At 61.7% G+C, this 13,819-nt stretch carries 14 protein-coding genes, 1 pseudogene and 1 CRISPR repeat array; of the genes and pseudogenes, 6 read left to right on the top strand and 9 right to left on the bottom strand.

Annotated features, from left to right (window positions below):
- Positions 1 to 154 precede the first annotated feature (154 nt).
- Positions 155 to 832: direct repeats of the CRISPR family, unit length 37 nt; unit sequence GTGTCCAAGCCGCTCTTCAGGTCGATGTCGTTGCGGC.
- A 407-nt stretch (positions 833 to 1,239) separates the two neighbouring features.
- Both AB1792_04055 and AB1792_04060 read right to left on the bottom strand, forming a co-directional pair.
- On the bottom strand, positions 1,240 to 3,372 hold the full coding sequence (locus AB1792_04055) for a hypothetical protein (GenBank protein MEW5701384.1): 2,133 nt from the start codon (positions 3,370 to 3,372) through the stop codon (positions 1,240 to 1,242).
- The gene (locus tag AB1792_04060) at positions 3,369 to 3,950 is read right to left on the bottom strand and encodes a serine/threonine-protein kinase (protein MEW5701385.1); all 582 of its coding nucleotides are present in this window, start codon (positions 3,948 to 3,950) and stop codon (positions 3,369 to 3,371) included. Before AB1792_04060 ends, AB1792_04055 begins: the two co-directional genes overlap by 4 nt.
- A 258-nt stretch (positions 3,951 to 4,208) precedes the next feature.
- Here AB1792_04060 and AB1792_04065 point away from each other — a divergent pair, with 258 nt between their 5' ends.
- Together AB1792_04065 and AB1792_04070 are read left to right on the top strand one after the other, a co-directional pair.
- Positions 4,209 to 4,745, top strand: coding sequence for a hemerythrin domain-containing protein (locus tag AB1792_04065; protein ID MEW5701386.1), 537 nt, complete (start codon positions 4,209 to 4,211; stop codon positions 4,743 to 4,745).
- A 219-nt stretch (positions 4,746 to 4,964) separates the two neighbouring features.
- Positions 4,965 to 6,170: a hypothetical protein gene (locus tag AB1792_04070; GenBank protein ID MEW5701387.1), complete on the top strand. Its 1,206-nt coding sequence runs from the start codon at positions 4,965 to 4,967 to the stop codon at positions 6,168 to 6,170.
- A gap of 15 nt (positions 6,171 to 6,185) precedes the next feature.
- Here AB1792_04070 and AB1792_04075 read toward each other — a convergent pair.
- From AB1792_04075 to AB1792_04090, 4 genes and pseudogenes are all read right to left on the bottom strand, one after another.
- A pseudogene (locus tag AB1792_04075) lies at positions 6,186 to 6,323 on the bottom strand (tyrosine-type recombinase/integrase).
- 29 nt (positions 6,324 to 6,352) lie between these two features.
- Positions 6,353 to 6,802: a DinB family protein gene (locus tag AB1792_04080; protein MEW5701388.1), complete on the bottom strand. Its 450-nt coding sequence runs from the start codon at positions 6,800 to 6,802 to the stop codon at positions 6,353 to 6,355.
- 287 nt (positions 6,803 to 7,089) lie between these two features.
- Positions 7,090 to 7,314, bottom strand: a complete 225-nt coding sequence (locus AB1792_04085; GenBank protein ID MEW5701389.1) for a cold-shock protein — start codon at positions 7,312 to 7,314, stop codon at positions 7,090 to 7,092.
- 100 nt (positions 7,315 to 7,414) lie between these two features.
- Entirely contained in the window at positions 7,415 to 7,759 is a 345-nt protein-coding gene (locus AB1792_04090) for a tyrosine-type recombinase/integrase (GenBank protein ID MEW5701390.1), read from the bottom strand.
- On the opposite strand from AB1792_04090, the gene AB1792_04095 reads away from it, so the two are divergent.
- A complete protein-coding gene (locus AB1792_04095; GenBank protein MEW5701391.1) occupies positions 7,697 to 8,056 on the top strand; it encodes an integrase core domain-containing protein in 360 nt (119 codons plus the stop codon). The genes AB1792_04090 and AB1792_04095 overlap by 63 nt on opposite strands.
- Before the next feature lie 150 nt (positions 8,057 to 8,206).
- Here AB1792_04095 and AB1792_04100 read toward each other — a convergent pair whose 3' ends face one another.
- Complete coding sequence (locus AB1792_04100; protein ID MEW5701392.1) at positions 8,207 to 9,310, bottom strand: hypothetical protein; 1,104 nt, start codon at positions 9,308 to 9,310, stop codon at positions 8,207 to 8,209.
- Between the two features lie 281 nt (positions 9,311 to 9,591).
- On the bottom strand, positions 9,592 to 9,753 hold the full coding sequence (locus AB1792_04105; protein ID MEW5701393.1) for a hypothetical protein: 162 nt from the start codon (positions 9,751 to 9,753) through the stop codon (positions 9,592 to 9,594).
- Between the two features lie 355 nt (positions 9,754 to 10,108).
- Here AB1792_04105 and AB1792_04110 point away from each other — a divergent pair, with 355 nt between their 5' ends.
- Positions 10,109 to 11,713, top strand: a complete 1,605-nt coding sequence (locus tag AB1792_04110; GenBank protein ID MEW5701394.1) for a radical SAM protein — start codon at positions 10,109 to 10,111, stop codon at positions 11,711 to 11,713.
- A 201-nt stretch (positions 11,714 to 11,914) separates the two neighbouring features.
- On the opposite strand, the gene AB1792_04115 is transcribed toward AB1792_04110, so the two are convergent.
- Positions 11,915 to 12,115, bottom strand: a complete 201-nt coding sequence (locus AB1792_04115; GenBank protein ID MEW5701395.1) for a cold-shock protein — start codon at positions 12,113 to 12,115, stop codon at positions 11,915 to 11,917.
- 487 nt (positions 12,116 to 12,602) lie between these two features.
- Between AB1792_04115 and AB1792_04120 the strand changes: the two genes are divergently transcribed.
- Both AB1792_04120 and AB1792_04125 read left to right on the top strand, forming a co-directional pair.
- Positions 12,603 to 12,941, top strand: coding sequence for an RNA-binding protein (locus AB1792_04120; protein ID MEW5701396.1), 339 nt, complete (start codon positions 12,603 to 12,605; stop codon positions 12,939 to 12,941).
- A 249-nt stretch (positions 12,942 to 13,190) separates the two neighbouring features.
- Positions 13,191 to 13,511, top strand: coding sequence for an RNA-binding protein (locus AB1792_04125; GenBank protein ID MEW5701397.1), 321 nt, complete (start codon positions 13,191 to 13,193; stop codon positions 13,509 to 13,511).
- Positions 13,512 to 13,819: the final 308 nt, after the last annotated feature.

A 13,819-nucleotide genomic window follows, 5' to 3' on the forward strand; every position in this document is an offset into this window, starting at 1 on the left:
CGCAATTGGGCCGTTCGTTCAAGACGACCAACTGCCTGGAGAACATCAATGGTCTGATCGAGGATCGCTGCGCCAAGGTGGACTGCTGGAAGAACTCGAACCAGCGGCAGCGCTGGCTGGCGGCGGCGCCGGTGGTGATGTTGGTGAGGACGGAGTGTCCAAGCCGCTCTTCAGGTCGATGTCGTTGCGGCTTTTTGATCGCGAGCAGCCCCGGCTGCAACACGGCGTGTCCAAGCCGCTCTTCAGGTCGATGTCGTTGCGGCACCGACCGTCAAACGCAGCGGATGCGAGCGCTGTGTGTCCAAGCCGCTCTTCAGGTCGATGTCGTTGCGGCTGCCGAGACGCAACGGGGGACAATTGCCGACCGTGTGTCCAAGCCGCTCTTCAGGTCGATGTCGTTGCGGCTCATCACATACGATACGTCAACTGTTCAAAAATAGTGTCCAAGCCGCTCTTCAGGTCGATGTCGTTGCGGCGCCCAATGGCATAGCACAACCTCCGCCTATATCGGTGTCCAAGCCGCTCTTCAGGTCGATGTCGTTGCGGCCGAGCGGTCACTATCTCGCATGCCCTCAAGGCGGGTGTCCAAGCCGCTCTTCAGGTCGATGTCGTTGCGGCATCCTAACCGTGAATGGTTGCCTTCGATGTACCAGTGTCCAAGCCGCTCTTCAGGTCGATGTCGTTGCGGCGAGAGGATGGGATTTGACCATGACCACACTCAACAGTGTCCAAGCCGCTCTTCAGGTCGATGTCGTTGCGGCAGGTCAACGCCACGTTTCCGAGTTCTTTGGGAGAGTGTCCAAGCCGCTCTTCAGGTCGATGTCGTTGCGGCCCCAGAGAGCCGAATTCCTTGGGGATCAATGCGCTCCGACGCGAAACCCGCGTACCCACCTCATGGCAGTCGTCGAGGTGTCATCTTCGCCACGGCGACCTGATCGCAACCCCTTGCTCTGCAACGTACATCGACTCGTCGCGAACCCGGGCGCCTCCAAGCGCCACTCGGGGTCCGCGCTCCCAGAAAAGGGCCTCCGTCAAAGGGTGGACCGTCTTTGACCCGTCGTCTATAACGATCAGCGACCCTCTACCAGCGATCGTCGATTCTGATCGGCCCCTGACACTCAACCTGACGTTCTCCCTCCGGCCTGTAGCGGGAGGGCGCCCTCACGGGAAGGGCGGGAGTAAGATGCGGGCGGGAGGCGATTCCGTCAACAGTGGAGTTCGGGCCGGCCGGCCGATCCATCACTGGCCATTGAGGTAGCGACCCACCTCGGCGCGCAGATCGGCATCCGCAACGCGTGTGTCGCCGATTTCATAGGCCTTCGTCCGGCGATCGTAACTGGGACGCACGAACAGCCCATAGTATGACAAGTGTAGATTCAGCGACGCATTGACGTCGGCGTTGATTCTTCGCCTCGTGCACTGCGGATTGGCGCAACAGAAGAGCGGCCCGCCGCGCTCGAGTATCGCCATCTTCACATACTCGCGGCCCGCGCGACGTCCATAGAAGCGGTCCCATTCGCTGCGGCGGGGCACCTTGTACCGGTAACCAGGCCAGCCGCATGCAGAACACGTCGTGGAGGAGTAGCCGGGAGGAACCCAGTCTTCGACCTTGATGCCGTACAGGGCCGCCAACTGACCTGCGAACACGATGACGCGACGCACGGCCCACTGCATGCGACGGCGGTTCTCCGTTTTCGTGCGCTCCAGAGTCGGTTTGTAGGTCTTCAGATTCTCGACCAAGATGGCCCGGACGCCGTTTCTGACCGCCGTTGCGACGATGAGTGAGGCGGCCTTCTTGTATTGATCCTCCTTCATGTTGTTGATGTGATCGCGCAGCTCCCCGAATGATGTACCGCCCCTGGCAACGTGGCGTCCGCGTCGCACGCCACCACGTTCGGCTGCCCCCGCGAATGAGGAGGAGACCAGTGCGCGGAGGTGCTTGTCGTGCGCACCAATGTCGTCAAAGGACAGCCCTGGGAGCTTCGGTAGCCACGCGCCTACCGGCTTTGCCCCTTGGTCCCCGGTCCTTCCGTGCGGGTAGTGTGGCATGAAGGTCGCCTGCTGCGGACGACCGTTGTCGCAGTGGCATAGCGTGATCGCGGCGACATGCCGATGCCCGAAATCGACCGCCAATGTCGTCATCCCATCCACCGGGGCTGGGCGCGACCGCTCACCCTGCGTACCGGGGATCCGGATCTGACGTCGCTCGATCTTGGGCAGTCGTTGCTCATGGAGTGACAGCGTGAGCATCAGGTATGGTTGGCGGTTGCGGAAGAGCAGTTTGATCCCTTTGAGGTCGGCATCAAAACACCGCCCGGACATGGGATCGGTGTACCGGTAGGTCGTTTTCCTCCGCCCTCTTCCTTCCTGACCGATGAACGTCAGCCGACGCAGGCGCGGATCACCGCGGAATTGCAGCGTCCGCCATACACCACGGCCTCCGCTCTCTGCATGACCGGGCAGGCAGACCTCCAGAGACGAGGCCTTAGGACCAAGATCAAGCGCCCTATATGATGCCTTGTTCTTGAACGTGTACCATTGGGGATGCCGCACCGGGTCGGGCAGCGTGAAAGTGGGCGGATGGTCGAAACCATCATGGTGTTGTTTGCGCCCCTTCGGTTTTCGAAAGAGCTCGCGGTATTGCCCGTAGAGACGATCCAGCTCACCGAGTTCCGGATTCTTCTTGAAGAATTCTTCGAACTGGTCAGCGGGACGGGTCAGTTCCGCGCGCTCCTGTTCCGAGAGCGGAGTGATTTCGCTTGTGCCGCCTCGCCAAGCCGCGAGTTGTGGAGAACCGGACAAACACTCGAGATAGAGACTCCAGCGCAGGCGGCTCCCCCTAATCTGGCCGTCCTTGTTCTCGAAGTCGGCGAACATGGGCAACACAGCCATGAATTCCGGATGTGCACTTTCCCATTTTGCGCGGTCCGCTCGCCATTCCCGGTGGCGGGATTTCCAATCAGCCAGGAGTTCCTCATGCCCTTTGACCATCTGAAAAGCCATTTCAAGGATCTTCCGTCGGAACTCAGATGGCAGCCCCCGGAGCAGTTCCTCCTGGGCAAACGGCCGTTGGCCCGAACGACGGATGCGGTCGGCGCGGACCGCCCATTCATCGGACGGCTTGCCGCTCTGAGGCTTCGCGGAATTCCACTGAGGGAGCGTCACCGCTTCCAGCTTGCCCGTGGCATCCTGATTGTTGCGAATGGTACGATAGAGACACTCACAATCCTCACCGAGCCGCCCGTTCTTCATCTTGAAGAGGTACGGGATGACGGCGCGGACCTTGTCGTTGAACACAACATGCGTCTGCCAGAGACGCTGCCTCACATCTTCCGGGCAGATGACCTTGGCTTCGAGCGCCTTGGTGATCATAACTGTACGTCCTTCCCCAAGTAACTTGACTCCTGGCGACCTGTCAAGCATAGTAGACATCGACACCCGTACGGATTGCGGGTGCCCTCGCGGGTCAGTGTGGTCGCTCCCTTCCACTTGGCCAGCCCGAAATCGGTGATCTTCACCTGATGCTTGGCCGTGACGAGGATGTTTTCCGGCTTGATGTCCCGATGCACAACTCCATGCTCATGGGCTGCCCGGAGCCCCTCGGCAACCTGAATCACCAAATCAAGAACCTCGCTGAGGGAGAGATCTTCAGCGAGGGCCAGTTTGGGAAGAGGGGCCCCCTCAATATACTCCATGACAATGAAGGCGCGCCCCTCCGCCACGCCGACATCATGGAACGTGGCGATGCCGGGATGGCTCAGCATCGCCTGCGCCTTGGCCTCATGGATGAAACGCTGACGCGCCTCGGGATCGGCCGCCCGGTTGGCCGCGAGGAACTTGATGGCCACCAATCGACCGAGATTCGTGTCGGTGGCCAGATACACTTCCCCCATGCCGCCTTCGCCGAGCTTGGCGGTGATCTTGTAGTGGGAGATGGTCTGGCCAATCATGGAACCGACCCCACGAGAATATGCACTCCGGATTCAAGATAGAATGCCGAATCGGTTGCCACCACAACGAAGATCGCGGGGGCAAGTGCTGGACCGGTCAGATCAAGAACCGAGGCAAGCGGCCCGCTGGAGCGCTCCATCTCCCGCCTGCACATGGACTTGTTGTCGCCTGTGAAAGCGCACAGTTTCCGCTTCCCCGCCGCCGATAAGGTCAGTGAGATGGCAATTCGAAGCGGGGGGGATTGAGGAGTACGAGGTTTGGCTGAACTCTGCCAGTCACTCAGAGCCGAACACCAGCTGATCCAACGTGTGCTGAACGCCATGGCGACCGAGGCCATCCGCGTGGATAATGGCAACCCCCTGAACGGCATCTTTGTCCTCTGCGCTCTCAAGTTCCTCCGTGAGTTCGCGGATGGAGTCCATTTTCAGAAGGAAGAGACGGTCCTGTTTGTGCGCCTGGAGCAGATGGGTGTGCCCCGCGGCGGAGGCCCGATCGGCATCATGCTGGACGAACACGCACAGGTGCGCGAGATGGTCGCGGCGATTGAGTTGAAGCTCGAGCCGGCCATGCACGGAGACGGGGAGGCCGCGCACGCCCTCGTTCAGACGATTCGCGACTCCGTCGTACTCTGGCGTGCCCACATCGAGAGAGAGGATCACCTTCTGTTTCCGATGGCAGAACAACTTCTCGGCGATCGGCAGAAAGCCGAGATGTTGGCTTTGTTCGGCGAAATGGAATCTTGCGGGACCGCAGCTTCCCAGAGACAAGTGGCCTGGGCAGAGTCGTTCGGTTGATCAAGTGCCCGCCGCCGCCCGCCTCAGCGCCCGATCCCCCACCCGCGCATAGATTTCCGTCGTGGTGATGTGCCGGTGCCCGAGGGCGCGCTGGACGAGTGGGCGCCGTCTGCCTCACGTGGAGGTAATGCGTGGTTGACAAGGGGCCATCGAGCCGGAGTTCTTTGGCCGTAGGGTATTGGGTGGCCGGGTATGAACCGAGTCTCAAGCGAGGCAAGAATGAACAGAATAGTGGCCCTTGCCGGGATGGCGTTGATCCTCGGCACAGGATCCCCGGCAACCGTCGCGCAAGGTGGATGCACGGCGGCGATCGTAAGCCCGCAAGCGTCCGTTGCCGGTCGTCCCATGCTCTGGAAGAACCGGGACACCGACACCCAGTCCAACAAGGTTGTCTTCGTGCGTGATCTGCCGTTCTCGTATCTGGGTTTGACCAATGCCGACGACGCTTCGGGACGGAAGTGCTTTGCGGGGCTGAACGCGGCCGGCTTCGGGATCATCAACACCGATGCCTACAACCTCCCCAGCACCAGCGGGGAGACCGCCGACCTTGAGGGCGTGATCATGGCCGACGCCTTGCGAACCTGCCGCACCGTGGAGGACTTCGAGGCCTATCTGGAGGCCAACCTCGGGCCGGAGTTTGGCAGCCAGGGCGACAACTTCGCCGTGATGGACGCGTCGGGCAGAGCGTTCCTCTTCGAGGTTCACAACCATGGGTTCGCGAAGTCCGATGCTGCGACACCGGCAGAGAGATACCTCGTGGTCACCAACTTCTCCCGGAGCGGAACAGAGGGCGACGGCGCGGGCTACCTGCGGTTCCGCCGGGCGAGCGCGCTATTCCAAAAGGCCGCTCCCCGCCCGATCGCCCATCAGGACATCCTGCACCGATTCACGCGCGACCTCGGTCACGTGCTCTTGGACCATCCGGAGCTTGACGAGTTGAAGAACACCCCGGCCGGAGAGGACCACTGGCTCTACGCGGGAGATTGTATCAGCCGGCAGTTGACGGCCGCGGCGGTCGTGATGGTAGGGCGGAAGCCCGACGATCCGCAATCGCTGGCGACCCTATGGGTCATTCCCGGTCAGCCGCTGTGCGCGATTGCCCTTCCGTTGTGGGTCGAGGCCGGACGCAGCCCGGAAGCTCTGTGGAATGGCGCCGACGCTCCCCTGTGGACGGAGTCGCTCCGCATCAAGCGCCTCATTTGGCCCTACAGGGAGAGGGACAGAGTGAGCTATGTCAACGTCGGTCCGCTGGACAATACGGAAGGCACCGGCTTCCTGCCGCTCTTGCTGCGCACCGAGCAAGAGATATTCGTGGAAACCCGGACGTTCCTGAAGACACGGCATTCGGCGGAGGAACTGGCCGAATTCCAAGACCGGATGGCCAACAAAGCCCTCGAGGTCATGCGATCAATCACATCCGAGTAGCCGGGAGAGCGACATTCACGATATCCTCACCGCCTGCCTCAGCTGCTCCTCCCCCACCTTGGCGTAGATCTCCGTCGTCGTGATCTGCCGGTGCCCCAGCGCGCGCTGGACGAGGCACAGGTCGCCGGTCCGGTGGTACAGCCGGGTGGCGAAGGTGTGGCGGCACTTCGGTCAACATCCGCTTACTCTGACGGTGGCGGCCACGCACCGATCGCCTGCCGCAACGCCACAATCTTGCCCAAGTGGTAGGCGTTGTGTACGGCCAGGCCTTCGAGTACGTCTCTCACCGTCACACCGACTTCGACTTCGGCCGCCTGTTCTTCGGATGACTGCCCCCACTCCACCGCTTTCTCCGCCCCCAACAGAAACTCCTTCACCAAAGCCGACCACGCCTGCTCGTCATCCGGCGTCTGGTCAGGGTACTGGAACCCTTCGGACAAGTACGCGTCACGGGCCGCCTGATCGCGTCCGACCACGATGGTCTGCCACTTCGCTGTATGCCAGAGCTCTTCGTAGATCGAGTGTGACGCGCCCGCTGGTCGTCGTAGAACTTGCGCCAAGGTTAGCCCGGACAACAGACGCAGCCGCGGGCTGAACTCGCCGTCGAGGAACAAGTGCCGCCATGTACTCATCGCTTTGCCTTTCGTCTCAACCCGCGTCGATCATACTCGCACGGATCTCCGTCTTCGTGATTTGCCTATGCCCCAGCGTCCTGCGAACGACGTAGAGGTCAATGGTTCGGTGGCATAGTCGGCTGGCGCAACTCTACCTCATCCGTGGGATCCGAGGCAACGCCGCGGTTCAGTGCCCAACCGTTGCGGCGTCGCCAGCGTGGTACGGAGAGATAGAGACGCTGACCCAGGGAAAGGTCAAGGGACCCCGTTTGGATATTCTCACTGTCGAGCCGACACGGGAACGATCAGTCGAACGGAGATGGCCTCGACTTGAGTTTGGTCACATTGGCGGCCTGCGGCCCCTGCCGCCCACGGACTACGTCGAATTCCACGCGGTCTCCCGCCTTCAGTGTGCCAAACCCTTCCGCCCCGAGGGCATCGCGGTGGACGTAGACGTCCTCTTCGCCCTCTTGGGCGATGAACCCGAAGCCCTTCTGCTCGTCGAACCACTTCACAGTACCTTGTGCCATTACGTCCGTCCTTCGTCCGATTAGGACGATCAGGGGTGCCGCTTCGCGCGCGCACCCGTCAGAATCTCGGCGGATTCACACGATGGAATCAAGCACGATATCAGTGCGCTGTGACCGCCCGCTTCAGCGCCTCGTTTGACACTCTCGCATAGATCTCCGTCGTTGTAATCTGCCTATGCCCCCGCGCCCGCTGGACCAGGTACAGGTCGCCGGTTTTGTGGTACAGCCGGGTGGCGAACGTGTGGCGGAGGGAGTGGACGGAGACGGGGCGGGTGATGCTGGCCTGCCGGCACAGGGCTGCGAACCGCAGTTGAACCTGCCGGGCACCCAGACGGCGGCCGGACTGGCCGCGGAATAGGGGCGAATTCGGGCCACTGAGTTGGTGACCGGTGCGTTGGACATGGCGCTGGGTGTGCGGGCGGCGACACCGGGTCTGATCTGTCACTCGGCTCGCAGGTCGCAGTACGGCGCCGAGGACGTCACGGCCATGATCACCCGTTTCCACCTGCGCGGCAGCATGGGCCGCCAGGGCAACTGCTGGGACAACGCGGTGGTGGAAAGCTTCTTCGGTTCGTTCAAGACCGAACGCGTGCACGGAACCTACTGGGCGACGCGAACCGAGGCCCGGAGCGCGGTCGTGGCATGGATCGAGGGCTGGTACAACCGGGAACGCATGCACACCAGCCTGAACGATCTCAGTCCGATTGAGTTTGAGGAGCAGTTGGAAGGGAAGACTATCTAACCGAGTGTCAACGAAAACGGGGGAAGATCAGTAGTCCAAGTTGCCGTCAGTGCCTCGCCGGCTCCAGTTCCCGCCGTCACCAGCAAGAGGGCGGTTGCCAATAGCGCTGTCACTGCAGTGTGCAGCACCCATATTCGCATGTCGCGCCTCCTATGGTACCGGAGCCAAGTCGATGGCGTGCGCCGACCCTCCCGAAGTGAGGATGAACCTCTCGATTGTGTGCGTACGCACGTCAATCACGAGAACCGGACCACTGTGGTACGTGTTCACATATGCCTTCTCTCCCGACGGCAAGAACCTGATGTCCAGTACTGCCAGTCCGTCATTGGGGGTCGGGCCCAGGCCGTCGGTCTTGATCGTGTCCAAGGGGTGGCCCGATTGTGCATCGAATGCAATGACATGCCCCGGGTAGATTGGGGTCTGCCACAGGAATCCGTGCTCGGAAACCCATACCTCTCTGCCATCGGGTGTAACTCGGCAGTAGCCAACGGCCACGGACAGTGCTCGTCTGAACACCACCTGCCGTCTCTCCAGATCATATCCGATCAGGGACGGCCCGCCTCCGGCACCGCCGCCAACCGCGTACAGCCGCCGTCCATCCGGGGACAGCGTGAAGCGGGTGACCTGAAAGCCGACGCCCTGATCGTCCGGTTCGATGATCACCGAATCGATCTCTTGGTTTTCCTGGTAGTCAAAGATGGCCAGCTTCGATTCGTCGTCGTTAGGAACGGACGACTGCCGTTGGTCAATGCCCATAACCCACGGTTTTCCAGGTACCTTCTCTGCCCAGATGAGTTCTACGGGCCAGGTGGTCGTGGGAGCAAGGGTCGGAAGGGAGTAAACAAGAGTGCTGTCGAATGGTGTCCCTACAACCGCGTGGATGTCGGGCAAGAACGCAGGCGGCATCATCGGCACCGACAGATAGCCGATGGGGGCGCCTCCCGCCACATCCCAGATCAGCGGGCGGCGGCCCGAACCCGTGACAGCCAGGTACTTCCCATCCGGTGAGGCCACGATGCCCATGCCGTCACGCTGGAACCCATACCGCAGCGTGTCGACGACGGAGTCCGTGGCGCAGTCAATGACGGCCACCCACCCTTCTGGGTCTCCCGTCTTGGCAACGTACAGCCGGTAGCTCCCTGGCTTCGGCTCGGTCCCCTTGTCGGAGCAGGCCAAGGCCAGTGCCCCGGCCAGGAGCATGGTGCTCAGTATCCCTTTGGACCACGATCGCCCCGTCAGCTCTCTCCTCGCCATTCGATCCCCCCTTATGTGCTCACGACCAGCACACGGCCGTCATCGCCGGCCATACTGGATCCGACGATCAACGCCGACCGGACGGAGACAAGAGGTGATCGGTGACCGCGCACAGCGCTGCCTCCCCGCCTGTGTCCCTACTACCTACCGCGAGTCAACGTATTCCCATATTCCACGATGTCAAGCCAATAATGTGAGCGACGGAACTTGCTGAGTCGCGGGCGATACGGCTCGAAGGCGGCCAGAGCGGTATCAACAGTGGTCGACGCGCACTTGCCGCCTCACGCCGTGTCTGGAATCGCCCCCGGCTTCAAGGCAATCCGTACCTCACCTGCGACCTCATAGGTGACGGTCGCGATCAGGGACCGGACCAGGCGGGGTCGCTCCTGCGGGTACAGCACATCCCACAGGTCGTCGAACTGGGCGAAAGCTTGGGGTAACACCAAGAAGTCCGCGAGGCAAGAACCACACGGGCCTCAGTGTCATCCTTGTCTTGCCCGCCTCACGGGGCGCAAGGGTCGTGGAACTCGGTCGCCGGGTCATCACCACGGAAGACGACGTTGACCATCCGCAGCATATCGTGAACAGTGATCACAGGGGCACGCAGAATTCAATAGCGCAGTTCTCCGGTTTACCTGTATAATGCATCGACAACGGTCACGACTCCGCACGGCGTGGTGATTCGTGAAAGACCAAGGATTCACAAGGGTGAATATGCAGCAGAGTATGGCGGACCAGATCGACTGCCGCTCCGCCGAGGCGCACCCCCCTGGCACACAGTCAGATTGAGAGGGTCATGTGCGTAAGCTCCGAATCGGCATCATTGATCTCGTGTCCAACTCCGCCAGACCGGGGCTGTGGGCCCGGGTCATGAATGCCAACTTCGCCAGCATCATGCCCCAAGTGGTTGCCACCTGGTGCGAAGCCCGGGGTCACGAGGTCTCATTGACGTGCTATACGGGGTTTGAGGATCTCAGTCATGAGCTGCCGGCGAAACCCGATCTCGTTTTCATCGGGGCGTTCACCGAAGCGGCGCAACTGGCGTATGCGTTGAGCCAGTTGTTTAGATCCCAAGGCGCGATCACCGTCCTGGGTGGCCCCCACGCACGATGCTACCCCCAGGACGCCCGGCAGTACTTCGATTACGTTCTTGGCTTCACCGACGAGACGGTGATTGGCGACGTACTGCGGGATTGCTCACGGCATCGCCCGTTGGGGATGTGCCTGTCGGCGTCGACGCAGCCGGTCTCACTCCCCGGCGTTCGTGAACGGTGGAAATTCCTCGAAGCCACGCTGCGCAAGGCCCCGTTGATCAAGATCGTCCCGATGATCGGCAGCCTGGGATGCCCCTACACCTGCAATTTCTGCATCGACGCGGGGGTTCCCTACCAGCCGGTCGATGCCGCCGTCATCAAGGAAGACCTGCACTTCCTCCTCACGAAGCTACGGCGACCGCACGTCGGATGGCATGATCCGAACTTCGGCGTGCGGTTTAACGATGCCATGCAGACGATCGAAGAGGCCGTGCCGCCGGACCGGATCGACTTCATCGCCGAGAGCAGTCTCTCCGTCCTTTCCGAGGATCATGTGCGGCGCCTGAAACGAAACGGCTTCAAAGTGCTTCTGCCGGGGATAGAGTCGTGGTACGAACTCGGGGAGAAGTCGAAGACCGGTGGGGCAACCGGCGTGGAGAAGGTCAGGGAAGTCTCCGAGCAGGTCAACATGATCCTCCGGCACGTGCCCTACGTCCAAGCCAACTTCGTTCTCGGGTTGGACAGCGATGCGGGAGAGGAACCCTTCGAGCTGACCAAGAGATTCCTCGACATGACTCCCGGCGCGTTTCCCGCCTTCTCGTTGCTGACCGCCTTCGGACAGGCCGCGGTGGCCAATCTCGATTACCAGCGCGCCGGACGTGTACTGTCCTTCCCGTTCCACTTCCTCAACAACTGCCGCGCGATCAACGTGCGGGTGAAGAACTATGAGTGGCCGGACTTCTATTCCCATGTGATTGACGTGACCTGCTTCGCCTGCTCATCGCGGATGATCGCCAGGCGCTTTCGGGTGAATGGCGTGGGGATTCCCGGATGGCTGAATGTGATCCGTGCGCTCTCATCGGAAGGGGCAGGACGGATCAAATACTACCGTCAGGTTCGTCATCGCCTCGACCACGATCGCCCGTTCCGCGCCTATTTTGAACAGGACACAGATGAGCTCCCACCCGTCTACTCTGACACCATTTGGCGGGATCTCGGACCCTTCTGGCCCCTGTTGCCAAAGGGCGCGCTCCACCACGACCCCAATGCGTACCTGAAGTCGGTCAGTGTTCGGGCCTCCCTGCCGTTGCAGGAAACACCTGCGACGAATCCGAGGGAGGCGACCTCGGCCGCGCTTCATCAGAACTGAAGAGCATGCACTCGCGGGCGACATGATCTGCGCTCCCCGGGACGTCGCCGATGATTCACAGCACCGGCTCACGCTCCGGACTTCTACTCCTCGTTGCAATCCGTCCGCATTGCGAAACCGGGCAGACAAAGCAGAGGCCAACAGTGAACCCCCGAAGGGAGGCTATCCCTCCGGGGGTTCGTTTGTCGTGAGATGGGCGAATCAGCGCTTGCGCACGTTCGCGGCCTGCGGTCCCTTCGGACCTTGGACGACCTCGAACTCCACCTTATCCCCCTCAGCAAGACTGCGGAACCCTTCCGCCTGGATCGACTCATGATGCACGAAGACGTCCTTGCCGCCCTCCTGCGAGATGAAGCCGTAACCCTTGCTGTCGTTGAACCACTTGACGGTACCTTCCGCCATGGCACACTTCCTTCCACTTGCGGGAACGAATCGGCGCTCCCTGTCCGCTGGCCCTGATGGCCGGGTGAAACCAGTCGGGCTTTTCTGTGAGTGCCGTGGGAGGAGAATACCGTGCGGTCAGTCCGAGAAAAGTCTAAGGCTTCGTTCTACACGACGCGTTATACGGATATTGGCCGGGAATGTGCAAGTTTATTCCTGCGTTTTTCTCGCCGCGGCCTGCCTTGCATCGAGGTTCAGAGCCACCTCGGAGAGGGGGTCGGCACCGCGATCGGGGGAAACATCCCGACGAGTCTCCACGCGAGGGGCCCTCTGGGACTCTCACCGGACGGATTCCGACTCGATGGTGTGATTTGCCCAAGTCGCTTTGATCTGCTCGCGAGCCACCGATTTTCGTAGGAATCCACCCGCCCTGTGCCGATCTTGCAGTTGGAGTACCTGAATTGCTGCCCGCCTTGGATTGATTGGGGGGTCGGAAGGAGTTGGTTGCGTGAAGATCTACGTGGGTGGATTGCTGAATGCGGTGACTGACCAGCAGCTTCGGCGGGCATTTGCAGTTTTTGGTACGGTTGCGTCTGCGGAGGTCATGAAGGCCCATCTGAGCGGTGCGCCCCGCGGATTTGGCTTCGTCGACATGCCGGTCTGCCGTGAAGCGGTCGCCGCCATTGCCGCCCTCGACGGCTGCACCAGCCTGGGAGGTGCGCTTGAGGTCAGCGAGGTCCGCCGCCCTGATCCCCGCACTACGCGTGATCGTCGAGCGGCCCGCGCCCTGCTGAAGAGAAACCGGAACAAGACCAAACCTGCCATCACTAGCGGCAAAGCCGAGTAAGTGCCCGGGATCGTGCCCCCGCCGTTCGGCGGTAGAAGTCCCGATCGCTCCCACCGCGCGCTGCAGAGCATCATCTCGCGGTTGCGCATAGTCTCACGCCGTCGTGATGTGCCGGTGGCCGAGGGCGCGCTGGAGGATCGCCAGAATAACCTTCGGATTGAAACCACTCTTGACCGTTCTTGCTGACAGCGGGTCGGCACGGACCGCCCGAAGGCGCACTCGAGCGGTGCGTCAGAAGAAGGGGTGATCATGAAAATCTACGTCGGGGGACTGTCGCCCGAAGTCACGGACGACGAGCTGAAGGAGCTATTCTCACCTCACGGCCAAGTGGAATCTGCCACCGTGGTCCGGGACAGGTACACTGCCCAGCCGCGGGGGTTCGGGTTCGTGGAGATGCCCACCAAGGCCGAAGCCATCGCCGCCATTGCCGCTCTCAGTGGAACCGAACTGAAGGGGCAGGTATTGAACGTCAGCGAGGCGCGACCGCCGGAGGAACGTCGGGGTGGTGGGGGTCCGCGGGGCCAAGGCCGACCCCGAGGCGACCGGCCTGATCGCGGGCGACGCTATTGACGACCAGTGCGCCGGAGTGAGCAGGCCGACAGACGCGATCGCATCACCTGCCTGAGGGAGTCATCTGACACCCGCGCGTAGGTCTCCGTCGTCGTGATGTGCCGGTTGTTCACGTTTGGCGTTGGCAAACGAATCAGCGGGGCATAGATTCCCAGCGGCGACGAACGAACCGGACGCCAAGGGCAGTTCCCTTCAACAGGAGGCAACGCATGCCCGGCAGAACGCACACACGCCGTACCGCGGTGAAGCGGACACCTGCGACCAAACCAACCGGTCGCGGCGTCCAACGGCGGTCAGCGGTCAAACCC

It is taken from the genome of Candidatus Zixiibacteriota bacterium (genome assembly GCA_040752595.1).
In the GTDB taxonomy this organism is placed as follows: Bacteria; Zixibacteria; MSB-5A5; order WJJR01; family WJJR01; genus JACQFV01.

What these genes read in the sequence shown, in the direction of transcription:
- AB1792_04055 (MEW5701384.1), bottom strand. Translation starts at nt 3,372, where the DNA reads ATGATCACCAAGGCGCTCGAAGCCAAGGTCATCTGCCCGGAAGATGTG.
- AB1792_04060 (MEW5701385.1), bottom strand. Translation starts at nt 3,950, where the DNA reads ATGATTGGCCAGACCATCTCCCACTACAAGATCACCGCCAAGCTCGGC.
- AB1792_04070 (MEW5701387.1), top strand. Translation starts at nt 4,965, where the DNA reads ATGAACAGAATAGTGGCCCTTGCCGGGATGGCGTTGATCCTCGGCACA.
- AB1792_04080 (MEW5701388.1), bottom strand. Translation starts at nt 6,802, where the DNA reads ATGAGTACATGGCGGCACTTGTTCCTCGACGGCGAGTTCAGCCCGCGG.
- AB1792_04085 (MEW5701389.1), bottom strand. Translation starts at nt 7,314, where the DNA reads ATGGCACAAGGTACTGTGAAGTGGTTCGACGAGCAGAAGGGCTTCGGG.
- AB1792_04100 (MEW5701392.1), bottom strand. Translation starts at nt 9,310, where the DNA reads ATGGCGAGGAGAGAGCTGACGGGGCGATCGTGGTCCAAAGGGATACTG.
- AB1792_04115 (MEW5701395.1), bottom strand. Translation starts at nt 12,115, where the DNA reads ATGGCGGAAGGTACCGTCAAGTGGTTCAACGACAGCAAGGGTTACGGC.
- AB1792_04125 (MEW5701397.1), top strand. Translation starts at nt 13,191, where the DNA reads ATGAAAATCTACGTCGGGGGACTGTCGCCCGAAGTCACGGACGACGAG.